Here is a 19,621-nt window from a genome sequence, read left to right on the forward strand (position 1 = left end):
CCGCGGGTCGGCTCAGCGGAGTACGGCGGCGAGCTGCTCCAGCACGTGGTCCAGTTCGGGTGCCTCGACGACCAGTGGCGGGGCGAGCCGGATCGTCGAGCCGTGGGTGTCCTTGGCCAGTACGCCGCGCTCGGCCAGCCGCTCGCACGCCTGCCGCCCGGTCATCAGCGCCGGGTCGATGTCGATGCCGGCCCAGAGTCCCCGGCCGCGTACCGCCACCAGGCCCTCGCCGACCAGGCCGTGCAGTCCGGCGTGCAGCCGCTCGCCCAGCTCGGCCGAGCGGCGCTGGAACTCGCCGGTGCACAGCAGCCGGACCACCTCGGTGGCGACCGCACAGGCCAGCGGGTTGCCGCCGAAGGTCGAGCCGTGCTCGCCCGGCCGCAGTACGCCGAGCACGTCCCCGTCGGCCGCGACCGCCGAGACCGGCACGATCCCGCCGCCGAGCGCCTTGCCGAGGACGTACATGTCCGGTGTGACGTCCTCGTGGTCGCAGGCGAACGTCTCGCCGGTGCGGCCCAGGCCGGACTGGATCTCGTCGGCCACGAACAGCACGTTCCGGTCGGTGCAGAGCCGGCGTACTCCGGTGAGGTAGCCCGGGGGCGGCACCACGACGCCCTGCTCGCCCTGGATCGGCTCCAGCAGTACGGCCACGGTCGTCTCGTCGACCGCCCGGGCCAGCGCGGCGAGGTCGCCGTACGGGACGATCCGGAACCCCGGGGTGTACGGCCCGAAGTCGTCCCGGGCCTCCCGGTCGGTGGAGAAGCTGACGATGGTGGTGGTCCGCCCGTGGAAGTTGCCGTCGGCGACCACGATCGTCGCCTGCCCGTCGGGTACGCCCTTGACCCGGTAGCCCCACTTCCGGGACACCTTGATCGCGGTCTCCACCGCCTCGGCCCCGGTGTTCATCGGCAGCACCAGGTCCTTGCCGCAGAGCTGGGCCAGCTCCCGGCAGAAGTCGGCGAACTGGTCGTGCACGAACGCCCTGCTGGTCAGGGTGAGCCGGTCGAGCTGGGCGTGCGCGGCGGCGATCAGCGTCGGGTGCCGGTGCCCGAAGTTCAGTGCCGAATAGCCGGCCAGGCAGTCCAGGTAGCGCCGGCCGTCGACGTCCGTCACCCAGGCGCCCTCGGCCGAGGCGATCACCACCGGCAGCGGGTGGTAGTTGTGCGCGGTCCACCGCTCCGCCTCGCGTAGCGCCTCCGGGGTGCGGGAGCCGTTCCCCGCAGCGGGGGTGCGGGAGTCGTTTTCCGATTCCGGGGTGCCGGGGATGCCGTTCGCCTCCCCGGGGCGCAGCATGTCGTCCACGATCACTTGGTCGCCTCTCGTTCCCGCAGCACCAGGGTGCAGCACTTCGGTCCGCCACCGGCCTTGCGCAGCTCGGACAAATCAACACCGATTGTGTCGTACCCGCGCTCACGCAGCGCCGCCGACAGTCCGGTGGCCTGGGCCGGGAGTACGACGTGCCGGCCGTCGCTCACCGCGTTCAGGCCCAGCACCTCGGCGTCGGCCGGCCCGGCCAGCAGCGCGTCCGGGAAGAGCCGGCGCAGGACCGCGCGGCTGCCCGGGGAGAACGCCTCCGGCAGGTATGCCACGGTCTCGTCGTCGAGGACGCAGAGTGCGGTGTCCAGGTGGTAGAAGCGCGGGTCGACAAGTTGCAGGGTGATCACCGGGCGGCCGAAGACCTCCTGGAGGTGCGCGTGCGCGGCGTGCGAGGTCCGGAACCCGGTGCCGGCGAGCAGCAGCCCACCGACCGGCAGGATGTCCCCCTCACCCTCGTTGACGTGCTTGGCCTCGTGCACCTCGAAGCCGGCCCGGTCCAGCCAGCCGGCGTACGCCGGGGCCTCGTCGGCCCGCTCCGGGTCGCGGAACTGCACCGCCAGCGCCCGACCGTCGAGCACGGTCGCGCCGTTCGCCGCGAACACCATGTCCGGCAGGCCGGGCAGCGGCTCGATCTCGTCCACGGTGTGTCCGAGGTCCAGGTAGACCTGCCGCAGCGTCTCCCACTGCCGCAGTGCGAGGGCGCTGTCGAGCGGGGCCGTCGGGTCCATCCAGGGATTTATCGCGTACTCGACGGTGAAGTACGTCGGCCGGCACATCAGGTAGTGCCGGGTCTGTGCCGGGCCGGCCGGGGTACGCCTGCCGATGGCGGTGGCGTCCAACGTCATGGTCCTGCTCCTGGGATCGGGCGCGCCCGGCCTCCGTACGGCTCGCGGGCTGGCGCCGGACCCCAACGCTATGCGGGGCCGACCGGCGGGAACCACCGTTGAGAATTGCTTGTCGCGGCTGATCGTTGCGTCTGGGAGGGTAGGCGACGGCGAACCGTTGCGTGACCTTCTCGCCACACCCCTCGGCGGCCTGGACGGCCAGCGGACGGGGACCGGTCGGCCGAGCGGTGACGACGAACCCTGGCTCGGGCGGCGGAGACGGCACCGGGGCCATACGCACCGCGGCGGGCTGACGCACCGGGGCGGCGGGCGGTGACTGACGCACCGGGGCGGCGGGCGGTGACCGGTGCCCGGCCCCGGACGCACTTCGGGGGCGGCATCTTCGCCGCCCCCGAAAACGTGCGCTCAGGTGGTGAACCACCACCGGCCGGCGGGGCCGGAGCGGTGCACCACCGCTCCGCGCAGATCCTTACCCGGTCAGAACCGGGCCACAAACTGTGAGTCAAGCCACTCGCGGAACCGCACGACGGTGTCGCCGTCGGTGGTGGGCCAGTCGAACTGGCCGGTCATCGCCAGCACCGCGACGACGACGGCGCCGACGCCGAGAACGATGCCGATCAGCGCGTCCGTGCGGCCGGCGACGTGCCGGCGAGCGGTCGCGGAGACACCGCTGACGCCGAGCAGCAGGGCGAGGGTGCCGAGCACGATGCCGTACCCGGCGAGGGCGCCGGCCAGCACGAACGCGGCCGCGGACACCCCGAGGACCAGGCTCAGCGTGGCGAGCATGCTGGCCCGGGGGCGCGGGCCGCGGTCCACCACGACGGGCTCGGTCTGCGGCGTACTCTCGCCGAGCCCGCGCTCCGGTTCGGTCGTGCCGTCGGCGTCCCGCCGGGGCTCGGTCTTCGGGGCCGGGGCGACCGGCGGGGCCGTCCGGGACGCGGTCTCCGGTTCCGCGACAGCGGTGCCGGGCCGGCGTCCCGCCGTGTCGTCGCTCCGGACGGTGTCGCTGCGGCTGGTGTCGGTCCGGGCGGCGTCGGCCCGCTCCTCGGTCCGGGCGGTGGCGGTCGATCCGGTACGCGCGGCGGCGTCCCGGTCCGCGGCCGACCGGGTACCGGCGTCGGTCGTGGTGGCGCCGGCGGTCGCCCGCTCGGCGCGGCTGTCAGTGCTGTCGACGCGACCGTCGTGGCTGTCGTCGTGGCTGTCGCGGCTGTCGACCCGACCGTCGCGGTTCTCGTCCCGCGTCGGCGCCGGCTCCGAGTGGCGCATCAGTGATGGAATCCTGACCACAACACACCTCCTGATCCATGCGTGGAGCCTCGTCGATGGCGCCTACGCAGCGTTGGGATCGGTGTACCCCGATGGTTGATCCACCACACCTCGGGTCCGGCAGGTCCGTGCGGTGCGGGTGCTGCGCTGCGATCGGTGTGCTGCGCTGCGGTGTGCCGCTGTCCGGTGGACGCCGCGTCAGCCGGGCAGCAGGGCGCGGCGCATGGTGGCGGCCAGCCAGCCGGCGAAGTCCCGTTCGGACCAGCCACGGTCGTGTACCAGCGTGGCGTAGTGGGCGGGGTCGTTGTAGAGCCAGAGGACGTCGATCGCGCGGTCCCGGTCGAGGTCGGGGGTGAGCGGGCCGAGGGTGGCGGCGCGGTCGAGCGCCATGGTGGCGCCGGCCCGCCGGTTTCGGCAGAGCGTCTGCCACAGGTCGGCCACCTCGGGGGCGTCGTCGGCGGCGCGCCGTACGGTCTCGAACAGCCGGGCGGCCCGTCCGCCGATCAGTACGCACACCTCGGCGTACGCGTCGAGCAGTTCGGCCGGGGTGGTCGCGTCCCAGACAGGCCGGAACCAGGGCCGGTCGGCGACGGCGACCGGGGCGTCGTCACCGGCGAGCGCCTGGTCGAGTACCTGGCGCAGCAGTGCCGGTTTGGAGCCGAAGGCCGCGAAGACGGTCGGCCGGGCCACTCCGGCGGCCGTGGCGATGTCGGCCAGCGAGGTCGCCGCGTAGCCACGTTCGACGAACATCCCGGCGGCGGCGGCGACGATCGCCTGCCGGGTACGCCGGGCGGCCTCCTCGCGGACCGGCGACTGGTAGCGCCTTCTGGGCCTGGGGTTGACAGCACTCATGACTTGGTCATACTAACTACATATTGACTAGACAGCGGTATGTTGAATTCGCCCGCGGCGGCACACCTCAGCTGCGGCCCGGGCGAGGCGTGAAGGAGGCGGCACCATGACCGATGCGGCAATCCGTCCGTTCGTACGCCGGGAGGCCGAGGGCGAGAACCTGTGGTTTCTCGGCAGCCTGGTGACGGTGAAGGCGGACGGCGCGGCGACGGGTGGGCGGGTCACCGTCGTGGAGTTCGTGAACCCGCCCGGCTTCGCGCCGCCGGTGCACCGTCATCTCGCCGAGGACGAGATGTTCTACGTCATCTCCGGCACCGCCGAGTTCCGCTGCGCCGGTGAGGTGTTCCCGGTCGGGCCGGGAGACTTCGTGCTGCTGCCAGCGGGACTGGCCCACACCTTCCTGGTCGGCGCCGACGAGCCGCTGCGTACCCTGCAGATCACCGCGCCCGCCGGCTTCGAGCGGTTCGCCACCGAGGTCGGCCAGCCGGCCCGGGAGCGGCGACTGCCCGATCCCGGACCAGTCGACCCCGCCGCCCTCGGACACGCGGCGGCCCGGCACGGCATCGAACTGCTCGGTCCGCCACCCACCCACTGACGCCGTCCCGACCCGGCCGACCCGGCCGGCCCCGGCTGACCCCGGCCCCGGCTGACCCCGGCCCCGACCTCGGTCTGACTTCGACTTGAACTTCGACCGGGCCGGCCCCGGGCGCCGAGCCGCCGCACCCGTTCGGCAGGTCAATCTCCCGGGGCAGCCGTTGGGATCGGTGTACGTCGATGGTTGATCCACCACACCTCTGGCACCCGGCGGCCGGCACGGCATCGAGCGGCTCGGCCCCGCCGACGCGCCGGGTTGGCGGCCGAGATCGGTAGTCCCTCCGTCGCGGAGTGCTCCGATGCTGCCCTGAGGCTGCTTGCAGAAAGGTTGGAGGCGATTCGAAGCCGGGCAGCGCAGGATTCCGGTCTACTGACGACAGCAAAGGAGCATGATGAGCCAAACTAGGCGAGACGTTCGGCCGACGGCAGTGCGTCAAGTCCTTCGTGGAGCTCTGGCGGTCGCCTCGTCGGTGGTCGTTCTCGGCATCGCCGTGGCACCCGCGCCCGCGAGTGCGGCACCGAATCCCGACCCGTCGAGGCAGACCGCAGCGTCGTGGTGGTTGATGGAGGAACTCCTCAAGCTGCAACCGGGCACGCTGAACGGCGGTATCTACGCCGGCTTCAAAAACGGCTATCACAACACCCGCGCGGCCAACCCCCCCGACAACTACTCCGTCCGGGACGCCGAGGACAAGGGCGGCCCCTCGGACAAGGCCGCCGCCTACGACTGGACCTTCCCCGAAGCCCAGCGCCCCGAGGATCGGACCGCCGATCAGAACCTGCCGGACGACGTGGCGGCGGCGGCCGAGAACTACACGAACATCGCCCGATACTCCAACCGCCTGCTGGCGTCCGCCCGTAACTCGAACGACCCGCGGCTCGACGGTTGGCGCGAGTTCTTCGGCCAGGCCGACAACGACAATTCGGTCGAGGGCTGGGACTTCCGGTACAACCGCTCCGCCAGTTCCGATGACACGCACCTGTGGCACATCCACCTGAGCGAGGATCGCGACAAGGTGGCAAGCTACGAGAACAAGGAGGCGCTGCTCAGCGTCCTGCGTGGCGAGAGTCTCGACGACTGGCTCAACCCGGCGCCGGTCATCAAGGGAATGACCCAGCTGGAGCGGGGTGACTTCAACGGCGACGGCAAGCTCGACCTGCTCGCCGTCGAGTACGCCACCGGCAAGCTGTGGCTCTACCCCGGTAACGCCACCGGCGCAAACATCGGCGACGGTGCGGCCCGGGTCGAACTCGGCAGTGGCGGCTGGGCCAAGATGACCGGCCTTGCCGCCGGCGACTTCAACGGCGACGGCAGGACCGACCTGGCCGCGATCGACTCCAGCACCCGCATGCTGTGGGTCTACCCCAACAACGGACAACTCAGCAGCATCGCCAATCCCCTCACCCGGATCGAAGCCGGTGGTGGCGGCTGGCATGTGATGAACGACCCCACCAGCGGCGACTTCAACGGTGACGGCAAGGCCGACCTGCTCGTGGTGGACTCCACCACCGGCAAGCTGTGGGTCTACCCGGGCACGAACCAACCCGCCGGCCTCGGCAATGCCACCACCCGCGTCGAAGCCGGTGGTGGCGGCTGGACCAAGATGAACGACCCCAGCAGCGGCGACTTCAATGGCGACGGCAAGGCCGACCTGCTCGTGGTGGACACCAGCACCGGCAAGCTGTGGGTCTACCCCGGCACGAACCAACCCGCCAACCTCGGCAACGTCACCACCCGGATCGAAGCCGGCCGCGGCGGCTGGACCAAGATGTACGACCTCACCGGCGGTGACTTCAACCACGACGGCCGCAGCGACCTCGTGGTCGTAGACGACAACTCCGGCGAACTCTGGCTCTACCCCGGCACCAACCAGGCGGCCAACCTCGGCAATCCCGACACCCGAATTCTCGTCGGCCGAGCCGGCTGGTAACCCAACCGGCAGGCGCCTGCAGGGGGGAACCCCACCCCCGCAGGCGCCTGCCGGGATCAGTCGTCGTCGGACTGCGTAATGGTCACGGTGTCGGAGAGATAGCCCGGCACGGCCAGGGTGAAGACGACGACGTCGTCGACCGCGTCGGCGTCCTGCCCGCTGTAGACGCTGAACACCTTCGGCGTACTCCAGTCGGTGGGAGAGAAGGTGAGCACCATCGGCGGCACGGCCCAGGTGCCGGTACCGCTCGTCGTCATCCGCACGGAGACGGACCCGGCCGGCGGGTGGCTCAGCCGTACGGTGAAGCTGGTGGAGGCACCCTCGGGCACCGTCGCCGTCGCCGGATCGGCGAGCACGGCCGGCGCCGAGCCCCGCACCGAGCAGGTCGCGCCGTTGACCCGCCAGTTGGTCGGCGGCCGGAAACTGCCGCTGTGCCGGGCGACGAAGCCGAACGCTGTCGTTCCGCCCGGCGGCACCGGAGCCAGGCCGGGGCCGCTCTCCGCCCGCACGTTCTGGCCGAGGACCACCACGTTGTAGTTCCAGATCGACGCGAGCTGGTGGCCGTCGGGGAGGGTGAACTCCACCACGACCCGCTCCCAGGGCAGGTCGCCGAGATTGCGGAGCAGGGCGTTGCCGAGATAGCCACCACTCCAGTTGGAGGCGGTGAAGTCGACCTCGCAGGCGACCGCGGCCCGGGCGGGTGCGGGTGGAGCGGAGAGCCCGGCGGTGACGGCCAGGGCCAGGGCGGCGACGGCGGTGGTCCAGCGGCGTACGGAGGGGACGGTCATCGGATTCCCTTCGGGACGGAACTGGGCATGTGGAGGATGCCGCCGTTGCCCGTCGGCGGCCTGACCCGTGCCCGTCCCGCGCGAAACATCGACAGCCTCCCATGTGTCACGGTCGGCCGGAAGGTCGCTGCCGGTTCGGTCGTACCGGACGACCCGGTCGTCTCCGGCGACCCGTCGCCGGCCGCACCCCGCAGCAAGGCCGGCCGCACCCGCAGCAAGGCCAGCCGCACCCGGCAGCAAAACCGGCCGCCCCGCAGCGCGGCCGGTGGTTCGTCGCCGCGGCCGGCTGGCCGTCGTCACCGCCGGCCGGCGGTCGCCTCCAGCGGGCCGGCGGTCGCGTCCAGCCGGGCGGCGGTCGCGTCCAGCCGGGCGGCGGCGCGCCGCAGGGACCCCGGTCGCCCCCTCCCATGGTTTCCGACCGGGATCCTCGTGCGGGCGCCGCCGCCTCGGCCGCCGGTACCGCTTGCGGGGGTACCGGACGCCGTCGTGATACGGATCCGGTCAATGCCGGCCGGGCCGATCACCAGAAAACGGCGTGGAACATGCGTAGTAGGTATCGGTATGGCGAGTGCAACGAGCCGAAGGCGAGTGGAAGGCTTCCTTCCGCCGACATTTCCCCGGTCCACCCGGCCGCCGCGGAGTCGGGCCGGGCGGGCGGTGGTACGTCATTTGCGACTTCAGATCAGCGCCGCCGGCAGAGGTCTCGGCTTCCGGGCGGTACGCCGGACCGGCTCGGCCCTTCGCACTGGCGGCGGGACGGCCCGCTTCGGCTCGGAGGGCCGTGGGCGTACCGGTTGCAGGCCGGCCAACTGGACGTAGATTTCCCGGCGTCGAACCGCCCTGCCGTACTCGTCCAAGCTGTAGCCGGTGAGCCAGCACCAGCCGTGATAGGTAGGTTTTTCGCTGACCCTCGACACCCGGAACAACAGTCCCCGCCGACCCGCGAACTGTACGCTCGCAGCCGCCCCGACCTGCACAACCATTCCGGGGCGGGGTGGCTCACGCATCAGGGGACCGGGATGAGAAAGCCGGGTCCGTTCGGGTCGAGTCGTACCCAGCAGTTGGCGGCATCGCCGCAGACCGGGCATCTCCCGAACCGATCGGGGCTGTGCGAGTCGGCCAGCTGATAGCTGTTGAGCAGGATGTCCGCCGAGGTGTACGGCGGCGGATCGGCGGCCCGGTCAGTCCAGGCCATGAAACGATTGTGTAACCAACCGGCGGGAACGTGTCGCAGATCCTCGGCGGCGTTGACGAGATGGTGGGCCAGGTAGTACCTGAGTGAGACGATGCTGCCGGCGAACTCCGCCCGCAGCTGTCGTCTTCGGACCGTACAGGGCCAGTCGTCGCCGCATCCGGTGCAGGTCCAGAGCGGAGTGGCCGGATCGTGCTCCCACATTTCCGTTCCCCCCGCTTCGGTCGTCAGAGGTTCGGCTGCCATGAATCGATGCTTTACTAGAGCGAGAAACAATGCAATATTACGTCTTGGTTGAACGATTTCCCTCTAACGATCTGTAATTACCTGAATCACGGAGAGTGCTCGGTGGACATTACAAGCCGAATGAAAGGTTCATCCAAAAGGTAATACCGGAGAGGGGGAGTGAAGTGCAGGCAGGGGTGGACTCCACCGTTCCTCGCAGAGAGCTGGGGCGGCACCTACGCCAGCTCCGCGAGGATGCCCGGCTCACCATCAGGGTGGTGGCCGAGGCGTTGGAGTGGTCGATGCCGAAGATCTGGCGCATCGAGAGCGGGGCGACCAGCATGCGCTCGCTGGACGTCGAGGCGATGTGCCGGATATACGGTGCGTCACCGCAAATGACCGAGGCTCTGACCGGACTGGCGAAGGAAACCAGGGCCCGGGGTTGGTGGCACTGCTACGGCGAGGCCATCCCCGGGTGGTTCGAGCCGTACGTCGGACTGGAGGCTGCGGCGAGTCATCTCCGGATGTACGAGCCACAGTTCGTACCCGGGTTGCTCCAGACCCCGGCGTACGCGACCGAGGTCTCCCGGGTAGTCAGTCCCGACCTCGCGCCCGCCGAACGCGAGCGGGCGGTCCGGATCGAACTGTCCCGGCAGGAGATCCTCGACGGGCGGCGGGGACCGGCACCGCAGCTCGACGTCGTACTCGACGAGGCGGTGCTGCGCCGGGCCGCCGGCAGCGGGCAGATGATGGGCGAACAGCTGCGCCACCTGGTGACGGTGAGCCAGCAGCCGAACATCTCGGTACGGGTGCTGCCGTTCTCGGCGGGGCTCTACCGGGCCGAGCGGGCCAACGGTGGCTTCGCGATCCTGGAGTTTCCGAAGGACGGACTCGGACGCCGCACCGAGCCGCCGATCGTCTACAGCGGCGGCCTCACCGGTGCGCTCTATCTGGAGAAGCCGCACGAGGTGGACAGGCACGCCGCGGTCTGGCGGGACTTCGAGGAGATCTGCCTGACCGAGGAGCTGTCCCGCAAGCTGATCACGACGGTGGCCGAGGAGTACGGCGGCTGACGCCCGTCGGGACAGCGTCCGGCCGGGACCGGCCGGACGGCGGTACGGGGAGGGAGAAGCGGTAGTCGGCAGCCTGCCGTACGTCGCCGGTGTGGGGAGACAGCGGCGACCGGCGGGCCGGCCCAGCGTCGGGTCGAGCCGACAGGACGGACGAGATCCGGTGACCCGCCGTTGCCCGGGACCGGGAACGGCGGACGGTGGAGCGTGGTCGACCCGCTCCACCTCCGCGCCCATCCCGACGGGTACCCGGATGGTTCCGCCCCGCCGAGGCGCACCGACGGAGAGGCGGCCGGCCGCGACCGGCGGGGGCCGGACCTCAGGTCAGCCAACCCCGGTCGTGGGCCAGGTCGCTGTCGAAGACCACGTACTCCTGCTCGACCGTGACGATCTCGTGACCGGCCGACCGGAGGTCCTCGACGAGCGCGTCGAGTCGCGACCTGGCCGTGTCGAGCCCGACCCGGTGGCAGCGCTGGGTCACGAACCTCTCCTGCCCGCCGTCGGCCCGCTCTCGCCGGGCGTTGCGGGACAGCCGGGCGCCGTGCGGGCTGACCAGGTCGGTGACGGCCAGCAGTTCCGGCACGGTCGCGGTGGGCAGCAGCAGCTTCACGTGATGCTCGAAATACCGCCCTGCCGGCTCGGTCGCCGCCTCGGCGTCGGACCGTGGTACGCCGGCACACCACGGCGCCGCCTCGATCTTCGACCGGCACGGATGGATGCCCGCCTCGCGCAGCTCCCGTTGCCACCGCCGCACCACGGCGTGCTGCTCCGTCAGGGTGCCCCGGCCGGTCAGGGTGAGCATCGGCTGCGAGGCGAACTCGCCACGGTCGAGCAGGATGTGCAGGAACTTCACCCCGCGTTCCGCCGCCAGCCCCGCCAGCCGGTCGGCGTGCTGCCCGTACGTCGTCACGTGGATCTCGAAGTCCCCCGACACCTCAGACACCGGCGTAGCGTACGAAGGCGCCGCCATTCGCGAAAACGCGTTCCGTCACGCACCCCCACCAACCGCCACCCCCGCCCGCCCGCCCGCCACAAGTTGCCGCCGCAGCTTCACCTGGACATCAGGTGCGTTACGACGGCGGCATAACGCACCTGATGTCCAGGTGAGCACGTTCGCCGTCGGCGCTCGCCGTCGGGCGGGGCGGGAGCCGGGGCGGGGTCAGCCGGACAGCGCGATCCAGGTGGCTCGGGCGCGTGCCAGCTCGGTGCCGTCCGCGCCGTACAGGGTGGTGTGCACCAGGGCCTTGCGGCCTTCGACGGTGGCGAGGGCACCACGCAGCACGCACCGCTCACCGGTGGCGGGCAGCCGGTCCAACGTCACGGCGATCCGGCCCAGCACGTACGGTCGGCCGGCGCCGATCACCGACCAGCCGCCGGGACAGTCCAGGGCGGCCCAGACGGTCGGGGTCGAGACGTCGTCCGGGACGGTCCACGGTGCCGCGGTGCTGCCGTCGGCGAGCCGCCCCGGAAAGATCGCCAACCCGTCGGTGCGCTCGGGACCGCAGACGTAGCAGGTCGGGAACGGATGGTCGACGAACCCCGGGTAACCCTTGGCGGCCTCGACCGCCTCCGGGTACCCGATCGGCGGGACCACGGTGTCGATCCCGCCGCCCGGCGCCACCTCGGCCACCACGGCGCCGTCGCCGGTGCGGACCTGGCAGCCGAGCAGCGACAGCGGGGTGTCCAGCGGCGGTGGCATCCGGAGCGTCACCTCGCCGCTCTCGCCGTGCGCGAACAGTCCGGCGGAGTAACCGCCGTTGCCGGAGCCGGGCGGCCCGTTGAACCGGGCGGGGATGTGCATCTGTCGGCCTTTCGCGAGGTCGGGGCGCCGGGGCACGGGCCGGTGCGGAACGACTCCACGGTACGAGCACCGGGACTCCACGGTACGAGCACCGGGACTCCACGGTACGAGCACCGGGAGGAGGTGTGAGAGCGGTGCCAGCAGATATGTTGCCGCACATGGAGATCCGCCCGTACCGGCCCGGTGACCGGGACGCCGTGCACGACATCTGCATCCGTACCGCCGACCTGGGGCAGGACGCCTCCGGCTCGTACGCCGACCCGGGCATCCTGCCGAACATCTTCGCCCTGCCGTACGCCGAACTGGAACCGGAACTGGCGTTCGTGCTGGACGACGGCGGACGGGCCGTCGGCTACGTACTCGGCACCGCCGACACCGGCGTCTTCGCCCGGCGGTTCCGGGCCGAGTGGCTGCCCCGGGTCGCCGAGCGCTATCCGGCGCCGGCCGGCGAGCCGGTGACCCGGGACGAGGCGATGGCGTACGAACTGCACACCCCGGAGCGGATGATCGTGCCGGGCCTCGAGGACTATCCGGCACACCTGCACATCGACCTGCTCCCCGGCTACCAGCGCGCCGGGCACGGCCGGGCCATGATGGACACCTTCGTCGCCGCGTTGCGCCGGGCCGGCGTACCCGGGTTGCACGTCGGCATGATCACCGCGAACCGCCCGGCCCGGACCTTCTACGACCGGCTCGGCTTCCACGTCGTCGAGGTCGCCGACTCCGGTCGGCTCACCTATCTCGGCCTGCGGCTCTGAGTCATCCCGGCAGGTCGAGGAAGCCGGCACCCGCAGCTTCGTCCGGACGACATGCTTCCCGGCGTCTTCAGCCGGAACGCTTCGCCCAGCGCTGAAATGGGTGGGGCCGCCATGGCCGGCTCGGTAACCTGGGCGGGTGCCGCCGCAGCTCCCGCATCCCGATCCAGGGGTGCCGGACACCCGGGGGCCGCTGCGGTACATCTGGTGGCTGGTGCGCAGCCAACCCGTCCGGGTGCTGCGGGGCAGCCTGATCGGCACGGCCTGGATGGTCGGGCTGGCGCTGCGGCCGTACCTCGTCTCCCGGGCGATCGACGACGGACTGCGTACCGGTGACACGGGTGCCCTGCTGTTCTGGGTCGCCGCGATCGTCGTCGCCGGGTTCGGGCTGGCCCAGCTCGGCATCCTGCGGCACCGCACGATGACCTTCATCCGGGAGGACGCCAGCGCCCGCTCCGCCGCCGTACTGCTGCGGCAGCTCACCCGGATCGGTGCGGTGCTGCCCCGCAAGCTCGCCGCCGGTGAGGTCGCCACCGTCGGCGGCTCCGACATCACGAACACCTCGCACGTGTTGACGCTCACCGGTCCGGGCGTCGGCGCGATCGCGGCGTACACGGTCGTCGCCGTCATCCTCTGGTCGATCTCCCCACAGCTCGCCGTCTGCGTCCTGCTCGGCGTGCCGGCGGTCGCCCTGCTGGTCGGCCCGCTGCTGCGCCGGCTGGACCGGGCCGAGTCCCGCTACCGGCATCGGCAGGGAGTCCTCACCACCCGGGCCGGGGACATCGTCGCCGGGCTGCGGGTGCTCGCCGGGGTCGGCGGCCGGGACCTCTTCGCCCGCCGGTACGCGGCCCAGTCCCGGGAACTGCGCGGCGAGGGCTACCGGGTCGGCGCGGTCGGCAGCTGGATCGAGGCGCTGACCGCCGCCGTCCCGGCCGGGTTCCTCGCCGCGGTGGTCTGGCTGGCGGCCAGGATGGCCGTGCACGGCGACATCACCATCGGGCAGCTCGTCGCCGTCTACGGGTACGTCGCGGTGCTGGTCGTCCCGGTCTGGTTCATGCTGGAGGGCAGTTACCAGCTGATCCGGGGCCGGGTCGCCGCCCGCCGGATCGTCAACCTGCTCCGCCTGACCCCGGACGACGTCGTCGGAAGAGACGAGGTCGCCGGACCAGACGACGTCGGCGGACGAGACGCGGCCGGCGGACCAGACGAGGCCACCGGACCGGAGGACTCGGCTGTCGGGCGGCGACGGAACCGCGCCGCCGCCGGGCGGTCCGCTCCGGCCGGTCCCGCCGACCTGCACGATCCGGCCACCGGGCTGACCGTGCCGGCCGGCCGGCTGGTCGCGGTCGCCGCCGCCGATCCGGGCGAGGCGACCGCGCTTGCCGACCGGCTCGGCCGGTACGCACCCAGCGACGTGACCTGGGGCGGCGTGCCGCTGGCCGAGGTCGCCCTGCCGGAGGTGCGGGAGCGGATCCTGCTCGCCGACCACGACTCCTACCTGTTCGCCGGGACGCTCCGGGAGATCCTGCACGCTGGGTGGCGGCAGGACGACGCGCGGCTGCGCACCGGCCTGCGGGTCGCCTCGGCCGAGGACGTGCTGGACGCCCTGCCCGACGGGCTGGACACCCCGGTCGACACCCGGGCCCGCCGGCTCTCCGGCGGCCAGCGGCAGCGGGTACGCCTGGCCCGGGCGCTGCTTGTCGAACCGGAGGTGCTGATCCTGGTCGACCCGACCTCGGCGGTGGACGCGCACACCGAGGCGCGGATCGCGCAGCGGCTCCGGGCGGCCCGGGCCGGCCGGACGACGGTGCTGCTCGCCACCTCGCCGCTGCTGCTCGGGCACGCCGAACAGGTGGCGCACCTGCGGGCCGGGCGGATCGTCGGCATTGGCAGCCATGCCGAGCTGCTCGACCGTGACCCGGACTACCGGGCGCTGGTCTCCCGGGACGGCGAGCCGGTCCGGGCCGGCAGTTCCAGCACCGACGCGGCCGAGGCGCTGTGGTGACGACCGGACTGCCGGTGGCGGAGTTGTCCGTCGTTCGCCGCGCCACCCTGGAGCTGATCCGCCGAGACCGGCGGGCGGTGGCGGTGATCCTGGTACTGCACGTCGCGGCCACCGTCGCCGGGCTGGCCGCACCCTGGCTGCTCGGCATCATCGTCGACCGGGTGGTGGCCGGCGCCGGGACAGCCACGGTGGACCGGTTGGCGCTGGCGATCGTCGGCTGCGTACTCGTGCAGACCGTGCTCTTCCGCTATGCGCAGTACGCCGGCCACCGGTTCGGGGAGCGGGCGGTGGCCCGGCTCCGCGAGGAGTTCGTCCGGCGGACGCTGGCGCTGCCGGTCTCGGTCGTCGAGCGGGCCGGCACCGGCGACCTCGCCACCCGCAGCTCGGTCGACGTCGGCACGGTCGGGTTGACGGTCCGCCGGGTGGTGCCGGTGGTGGCGATCGCCTCGGCGCAACTGGTCCTGCTGTTCGGCGCGATCTTCCTGCTGCATCCGGTGCTCGGCGTCGCCGCGCTGGCCGGGATGCCGTCGATCGTCGCGGTGACCCGCTGGTATCTGCGCCGGGCGTCCGCTGCCTACCTCGCCGAGGGCGCCGCCTCGGCCGAACTGACCGAGACGCTCACCACCACCGCCGAGGGCGCCCGGACCGTCGAGGCACTCCGGCTCACCGACGAACGGGTGGCGCACGGGCGGGAGCGGATCGGCCGGGTCTGGGCGACCCGGCGGCGTACCCTCGGGCTGCGCTCGGTCTTCTTTCCGGTGGTGGAGGGAAGCTATCCGCTGCCGATCGCGGCGGTGCTGCTCGTCGGCGGTCTCGGTCTGCACGACGGGCTAGTGACGCTCGGCGAGGTGGTCGCCGCCACGCTCTACCTGCAGCAGGCGATCGGCCCGCTGGACCAGCTCCTGCTGTGGCTGGAGCAGGCGCAACGCGGGCTGGCCTCGTTCGCCCGGGTGCTCGGCGTCGGCCAGGTGCCGCCGGAGCCGCGCGGCCGGACCTCCGACCCACCCGGGCAGCAACTCCTGGTCCGGGGCGCCCGGTTCGGCTACGCGGACGGTCCCGACGTGCTGCACGGCATCGACCTGGTGATCCGCCCCGGCGAGCGGCTGGCCGTCGTCGGTCCGTCCGGCGCCGGCAAGTCCACGCTGGCCCGGCTGCTGGCCGGGATCGACCGGCCCCGGCACGGCGAGGTGGCCCTCGGCGGCTGCCCGATCACCGACCTCGACCCGGCGCAGCGTCGCCGCCGGATCGCGCTTGTCACCCAGGAGCACCACGTCTTCCTCGGCTCGCTGCGGGACAACCTGGCCTTCGCCGCCCCGGACGCCACCGACGCGCAGATGCGGTCCGCGCTGGCCGCGGTCGGTGCCGACTGGTACGCCGAGCTGCCCGACGGGCTCGACACCGAACTCGGCGACGGGGCCCGGGAGTTGAGTCCCGCCGACGCGCAGCAGCTCGCGCTGGCCCGGCTGGTGCTGGCCGACCCGCACACGCTGATCCTGGACGAGGCGACCGCGGCGCTCGACCCGAGCACGGCCCGGCGGACCGAACGGGCGCTCGGTGCGGTGCTGGCCGGACGTACGGTGATCGCGATCGCGCACCGGCTGAACACCGCGCACGACGCCGACCGGGTGGCGGTGATGGCGGACGGCCGGATCACCGAGCTGGGCAGTCACGACGAGCTGCTGCGGGCCGACGGCGCCTATGCGGCACTCTGGCGCTCCTGGCACGGCTGACTGTGAGCATGGCGGTGCGCCCGGAAGAAGGCCCGGACGTCGGCGACGAAGAGGTCCGGCTGCTCCATCGCGGCGAAGTGCCCGCCCCGGTCGTACTCCGTCCAGTGCACGATGTGGTTGTCCCGCTCGGCGAGCCGGCGTACCGGTGCGGCGACGTCCGCGCCGAAGACGGCGACCCCGGTCGGCACGGCCAGCCGGCGCGGACCGGGGTCGGCGGCGGCCGGGTGGGCGTGTTCGTAGTAGTAGTTGGCCGAGGAGCCGGCCGTGCCGGTGAGCCAGTAGAGCATCACGTTCGTCAGCAGCAGGTCCCGGTCGACCGCGTCCTCGGGAGCGTGGGTGGAGTCGGTCCACTCCTTGAACTTCTCCACGATCCAGCCGAGCTGGCCGACCGGCGAGTCGGTGAGCGCGTAGCCGAGAGTCTGCGGGCGGGTGCCCTGGATCTTGGCGTACCCGGACATCTCGGGTTCGGCCCGGAACAGCCGGTCCAGCCGGGCCCGGTCCTCGTCGGTAAGCGCCGCCTGCTCGGCCGGGTCACCGGAGGGGAGGGTGAGCAGGGTGTTCAGGTGCACCCCGACGACGTGTCCGGCGGCCAGGATGCCGAGTTCCCGGCTGATCGCGTGTCCCCAGTCGCCGCCCTGCGCGCCGTACCGCCGGTAGTCGAGCCGGCGCATCAACTCGGCCCAGGCCCGGGCGACCCGGCCGACGTCCCAGCCGGGCTCGGTGAGCGGGCCGGAGAGCCCGAAGCCGGGAATCGAGGGTACGACCAGGTGGAACGCGTCGGCCGGGTCGCCGCCGTACCGGCCGGGGTCGGTGAGCGGGCCGAGTACGTCCAGGAACTCCACTATCGACCCGGGCCAGCCGTGCGTCATCAGCAGCGGAAGCGCCTCCGGTTCCGGTGAGCGTACGTGCAGGAAGTGCACCGTGGCGCCGTCGATGGTGGTGGTGAACTGCGGGATCTCGTTGAGCCTGGCCTCCTGCCGCCGCCAGTCGTAGCCGGTGCGCCAGTATTCGGCGAGTTCCCGCAGGTAGCGCAGCGGCACCCCGCGCCGCCACGGGGTGTCCGGGATCTCGCCCGGCCAGCGGGTCCGGGCCAGCCGCTGGCGCAGGTCGGTCAACTCGGCCTCGGCCACCGCCAGCCGGTACGGCCGCACCTCGTCCCCGCCGCGGTGATCCAGGCGGGGCCGCATGCCAGCTTCCGTGCCGGTGCCGCCGCTCACGACCGGGCCCCGTCCGGCTCCTGGTCGGCGAGCCAGCGGGTGTGGGTCTCCCAGGCCGACTGCTTGCTGGTGGCGAGGGCTGCGCCGATCTGCGTCCAGGAGGCACCGGCGGCGCGCGCCGTCCGGACCGTCAACTGCCGGCCGTAGCTTGCCTTCCGCACCAGCACCTCGCCGAGGGCGAGCAGTTCCAGCGCCTCCTCCCGGCTCAGCGGCCGGGCGTCCGGGTCGGGCTCGGCGTCGTCGTCCTCCGGGTCGTCGGCCGGTGGGGCGAGCGCGTCGCGCAATCGGAGCTGGTCGTATCGGGCGGCGGCGGTCAGCAGGGTGAACCGCTGCTCCAACTCGTCGGGAGTGGTCATGCGGTCCACCCTGCCGTCAGATCACCTTGACGTCAAGTTGACTTGACGATTTTCTTTCATGGTCTCCTCGGGATGCGCCGCGCTCCGGGCGCGGCGCCAGAGCTGCCACATCAGCGGGACCGGAAGCTGCGGGTGCCGGGCCGCCGCCTCCCGGACCGTCGGATGCCCCGGCTGTGCGGGATGGTCCGCCGGCACCGGGGTCGGGTCGGCGAGCCGGGCCTCGAACTCCGGCCACGAGGGCGGAGCCGGCGGGTCGACCCTGGCGGCGAGCTTCGGGTCGGGATCGTCGGCCAGCAGCGCCAACTGTTCCTCGGTCAGCCGACCGGAGAGATAGGCGTACCAGCGGTGGCGCGGCTCGGCCGAGCGCAGAAGCTGGTCGATCACCTCGTCGGGTAGCCGTGGGTTGCCGGCGATGGTGCCGGCGCTGTAGCCCTCCCAGGTGGTGACCATCTCGACAAGCAACTCCACCGGAACCAGGTCGGGATTCCGCTCGGTCAGGATCAGCCGGACGGCGTAGTCGTCGTCGGCCGCGAGCCGGCGTACCGTCTCCGGCGCCAGGCCGGGGACGCGGGCCACCGTACGCCGGTAGCGGACGTGCCGGGCCCGCGAATACCTGTCGAGCAGTTCGTTGTCGTCGCGGTGTTTCCAGAGCCACTCGACCGGGGTGGTCCGGCGCGGCCGATCCTGGGCGTCGTCGTAGCGGTCCACGACGTGCAGCGGCAGGTGCGGCCGGTCGAAGAGTTCCATCCGGACCCGCTCGTCGGGGTCGTGGGAGAGCAGCTCGACCAGGTCGTCGGGAAGGTCGGGATTGGCCGTCACGGCGCACCGGACGTCGGGGTCGGGATCGGTGGCGAGGGCGCGGGCCAGTTCGGCGGTCAACGGGATCCGCCTGATCGCGGCCAGCCGGACCGCCGCATCGGCGAGCAGGCCCGGCACGAGGTCCGCCGGTGGCCGGAAGCGTCCACGGCGCAGCGCCGTCCGCCGTACCTCGGGATCGGAGTCCGTCACCATCCGGTGGTACGCCCCGGTCGCCTCGCCGTCCGTGCCGAACCTGAGCAGCGCGTCGTCCCGCAGATCCGGATGCGCCCGCCGGGCGACCGCCCGCTTGACGTGCTCAGGTGTGCCGAAGCTGTACAGCAGTTCGCCCTGCACCCGCGGATCGTCCTCCTCGGTAAGCAGCGCGTACGCCGCCTCCGGGACGTAGCACGGCATCGGGTAGAACACCTCCTCCGGCCGGAGCACGACCGACAGGCGGACCCCCGGATTCGGATCGGCCGCCAGCCGGACGACGATCTCGTCGGCGACGACGCAGCCGGCCAGGTCTTGGCGGACCCGTGGATGCGGGCTGTCGGCAAGTACGGTCGCCACCGACAGCGACATCGGGGCGGGCCGGCGGGGGGCGATCAGCGCGAGTTGGAGCTTCTCGTCGTGGGTCGAGGCCATCTCGGTCAGCAGGTCTTCGGGGACGGACGGGTTGGCGGCCAGGGCGGGGGCGATCCAGTCGTCGTCGGTCACGAGCGTCGAGTGTAGGAACACAAAACCCCTGGTCGACAGGGCTCTTTGCCCGAGTGACCGGCCACAACCGGCGCGGTACGCTATCCGTGGCGTTACCCCTGCCGGCTGGGTAACGGGCGCGGGTGGGACGGGTGCGGGTGGAACCCGCGTGCCGTTGAGTCG

At 72.3% G+C, this 19,621-nt stretch carries 17 protein-coding genes and 1 pseudogene; 7 read left to right on the top strand and 11 right to left on the bottom strand.

The window, feature by feature from the left end:
* Window positions 1-12: 12 nt before the first annotated feature.
* The 4 genes from rocD to ACN28A_RS20010 form a co-directional block, all read right to left on the bottom strand.
* The gene (rocD, locus tag ACN28A_RS19995; RefSeq protein ID WP_421397028.1) at window positions 13-1,308 is read right to left on the bottom strand and encodes an ornithine--oxo-acid transaminase; all 1,296 of its coding nucleotides are present in this window, start codon (window positions 1,306-1,308) and stop codon (window positions 13-15) included.
* Window positions 1,305-2,162, bottom strand: coding sequence for a dimethylargininase (ddaH, locus tag ACN28A_RS20000; RefSeq protein WP_421397030.1), 858 nt, complete (start codon window positions 2,160-2,162; stop codon window positions 1,305-1,307). Before ddaH ends, rocD begins: the two co-directional genes overlap by 4 nt.
* A gap of 477 nt (window positions 2,163-2,639) precedes the next feature.
* Window positions 2,640-3,428, bottom strand: a complete 789-nt coding sequence (locus ACN28A_RS20005) for a thrombospondin (protein ID WP_421397031.1) — start codon at window positions 3,426-3,428, stop codon at window positions 2,640-2,642.
* A gap of 198 nt (window positions 3,429-3,626) precedes the next feature.
* On the bottom strand, window positions 3,627-4,280 hold the full coding sequence (locus tag ACN28A_RS20010; RefSeq protein WP_421397032.1) for a TetR/AcrR family transcriptional regulator: 654 nt from the start codon (window positions 4,278-4,280) through the stop codon (window positions 3,627-3,629).
* A gap of 106 nt (window positions 4,281-4,386) precedes the next feature.
* On the opposite strand from ACN28A_RS20010, the gene ACN28A_RS20015 reads away from it, so the two are divergent.
* The 3 genes and pseudogenes from ACN28A_RS20015 to ACN28A_RS20025 all read left to right on the top strand — a co-directional run bounded on the left by ACN28A_RS20015 (window position 4,387) and on the right by ACN28A_RS20025 (window position 6,805).
* The gene (locus tag ACN28A_RS20015) at window positions 4,387-4,875 is read left to right on the top strand and encodes a cupin domain-containing protein (RefSeq protein WP_421397033.1); all 489 of its coding nucleotides are present in this window, start codon (window positions 4,387-4,389) and stop codon (window positions 4,873-4,875) included.
* A gap of 391 nt (window positions 4,876-5,266) precedes the next feature.
* Window positions 5,267-5,956: pseudogene (locus ACN28A_RS20020) on the top strand (hypothetical protein); the annotation flags it as partial.
* 27 nt (window positions 5,957-5,983) lie between these two features.
* Window positions 5,984-6,805, top strand: coding sequence for an FG-GAP repeat domain-containing protein (locus tag ACN28A_RS20025; RefSeq protein WP_421404529.1), 822 nt, complete (start codon window positions 5,984-5,986; stop codon window positions 6,803-6,805).
* A 56-nt stretch (window positions 6,806-6,861) separates the two neighbouring features.
* On the opposite strand, the gene ACN28A_RS20030 is transcribed toward ACN28A_RS20025, so the two are convergent.
* Both ACN28A_RS20030 and ACN28A_RS20035 read right to left on the bottom strand, forming a co-directional pair.
* Window positions 6,862-7,593, bottom strand: a complete 732-nt coding sequence (locus tag ACN28A_RS20030; protein ID WP_421397034.1) for a cellulose binding domain-containing protein — start codon at window positions 7,591-7,593, stop codon at window positions 6,862-6,864.
* A 1,006-nt stretch (window positions 7,594-8,599) separates the two neighbouring features.
* Window positions 8,600-8,788, bottom strand: coding sequence for a hypothetical protein (locus tag ACN28A_RS20035; protein WP_421397036.1), 189 nt, complete (start codon window positions 8,786-8,788; stop codon window positions 8,600-8,602).
* Between the two features lie 419 nt (window positions 8,789-9,207).
* Between ACN28A_RS20035 and ACN28A_RS20040 the strand changes: the two genes are divergently transcribed.
* Window positions 9,208-10,083 carry a helix-turn-helix domain-containing protein gene (locus tag ACN28A_RS20040; protein ID WP_421397038.1) on the top strand — a complete coding sequence of 292 codons (876 nt, stop codon included), beginning with the start codon at window positions 9,208-9,210 and terminating at the stop codon, window positions 10,081-10,083.
* A gap of 316 nt (window positions 10,084-10,399) precedes the next feature.
* Here the strand turns inward: ACN28A_RS20040 and ACN28A_RS20045 are convergent, their stop codons facing one another.
* Window positions 10,400-11,023, bottom strand: a complete 624-nt coding sequence (locus tag ACN28A_RS20045) for a hypothetical protein (RefSeq protein WP_421397039.1) — start codon at window positions 11,021-11,023, stop codon at window positions 10,400-10,402.
* A 216-nt stretch (window positions 11,024-11,239) separates the two neighbouring features.
* The gene (locus tag ACN28A_RS20050) at window positions 11,240-11,881 is read right to left on the bottom strand and encodes a hypothetical protein (protein ID WP_421397041.1); all 642 of its coding nucleotides are present in this window, start codon (window positions 11,879-11,881) and stop codon (window positions 11,240-11,242) included.
* Between the two features lie 158 nt (window positions 11,882-12,039).
* Here ACN28A_RS20050 and ACN28A_RS20055 point away from each other — a divergent pair, with 158 nt between their 5' ends.
* The 3 genes from ACN28A_RS20055 (at window position 12,040) to ACN28A_RS20065 (ending at window position 16,371) form a co-directional block, all read left to right on the top strand.
* Window positions 12,040-12,639 (top strand): GNAT family N-acetyltransferase, encoded by a 600-nt coding sequence (locus ACN28A_RS20055; RefSeq protein ID WP_421397042.1) that lies wholly within the window; start codon window positions 12,040-12,042, stop codon window positions 12,637-12,639.
* A 136-nt stretch (window positions 12,640-12,775) separates the two neighbouring features.
* Window positions 12,776-14,641, top strand: a complete 1,866-nt coding sequence (locus tag ACN28A_RS20060) for an ABC transporter ATP-binding protein (protein ID WP_421397043.1) — start codon at window positions 12,776-12,778, stop codon at window positions 14,639-14,641.
* A complete protein-coding gene (locus ACN28A_RS20065) occupies window positions 14,638-16,371 on the top strand; it encodes an ABC transporter ATP-binding protein (RefSeq protein ID WP_421397045.1) in 1,734 nt (577 codons plus the stop codon). Before ACN28A_RS20060 ends, ACN28A_RS20065 begins: the two co-directional genes overlap by 4 nt.
* On the opposite strand, the gene ACN28A_RS20070 is transcribed toward ACN28A_RS20065, so the two are convergent.
* From ACN28A_RS20070 to ACN28A_RS20080, 3 genes are all read right to left on the bottom strand, one after another.
* Entirely contained in the window at window positions 16,338-17,522 is a 1,185-nt protein-coding gene (locus ACN28A_RS20070) for an epoxide hydrolase family protein (protein WP_421404531.1), read from the bottom strand. The genes ACN28A_RS20065 and ACN28A_RS20070 overlap by 34 nt on opposite strands.
* Window positions 17,523-17,584: 62 nt before the next feature.
* Window positions 17,585-17,944 (bottom strand): hypothetical protein, encoded by a 360-nt coding sequence (locus tag ACN28A_RS20075; RefSeq protein ID WP_421397046.1) that lies wholly within the window; start codon window positions 17,942-17,944, stop codon window positions 17,585-17,587.
* Between the two features lie 21 nt (window positions 17,945-17,965).
* Complete coding sequence (locus tag ACN28A_RS20080) at window positions 17,966-19,459, bottom strand: hypothetical protein (RefSeq protein ID WP_421397047.1); 1,494 nt, start codon at window positions 19,457-19,459, stop codon at window positions 17,966-17,968.
* Window positions 19,460-19,621: the final 162 nt, after the last annotated feature.

The sequence above is a fragment of the Plantactinospora sp. WMMB782 genome, assembly GCF_049179135.1.
GTDB lineage: Bacteria > Actinomycetota > Actinomycetes > Mycobacteriales > Micromonosporaceae > Plantactinospora.

What these genes read in the sequence shown, in the direction of transcription:
- ACN28A_RS20005 (WP_421397031.1), bottom strand. Translation starts at nt 3,428, where the DNA reads ATGCGCCACTCGGAGCCGGCGCCGACGCGGGACGAGAACCGCGACGGT.
- ACN28A_RS20015 (WP_421397033.1), top strand. Translation starts at nt 4,387, where the DNA reads ATGACCGATGCGGCAATCCGTCCGTTCGTACGCCGGGAGGCCGAGGGC.
- ACN28A_RS20075 (WP_421397046.1), bottom strand. Translation starts at nt 17,944, where the DNA reads ATGACCACTCCCGACGAGTTGGAGCAGCGGTTCACCCTGCTGACCGCC.
- ACN28A_RS20055 (WP_421397042.1), top strand. Translation starts at nt 12,040, where the DNA reads ATGGAGATCCGCCCGTACCGGCCCGGTGACCGGGACGCCGTGCACGAC.
- ACN28A_RS20050 (WP_421397041.1), bottom strand. Translation starts at nt 11,881, where the DNA reads ATGCACATCCCCGCCCGGTTCAACGGGCCGCCCGGCTCCGGCAACGGC.
- ACN28A_RS20035 (WP_421397036.1), bottom strand. Translation starts at nt 8,788, where the DNA reads ATGGCCTGGACTGACCGGGCCGCCGATCCGCCGCCGTACACCTCGGCG.
- ACN28A_RS20030 (WP_421397034.1), bottom strand. Translation starts at nt 7,593, where the DNA reads ATGACCGTCCCCTCCGTACGCCGCTGGACCACCGCCGTCGCCGCCCTG.
- ACN28A_RS20010 (WP_421397032.1), bottom strand. Translation starts at nt 4,280, where the DNA reads ATGAGTGCTGTCAACCCCAGGCCCAGAAGGCGCTACCAGTCGCCGGTC.
- ddaH (WP_421397030.1), bottom strand. Translation starts at nt 2,162, where the DNA reads ATGACGTTGGACGCCACCGCCATCGGCAGGCGTACCCCGGCCGGCCCG.
- ACN28A_RS20025 (WP_421404529.1), top strand. Translation starts at nt 5,984, where the DNA reads ATGACCCAGCTGGAGCGGGGTGACTTCAACGGCGACGGCAAGCTCGAC.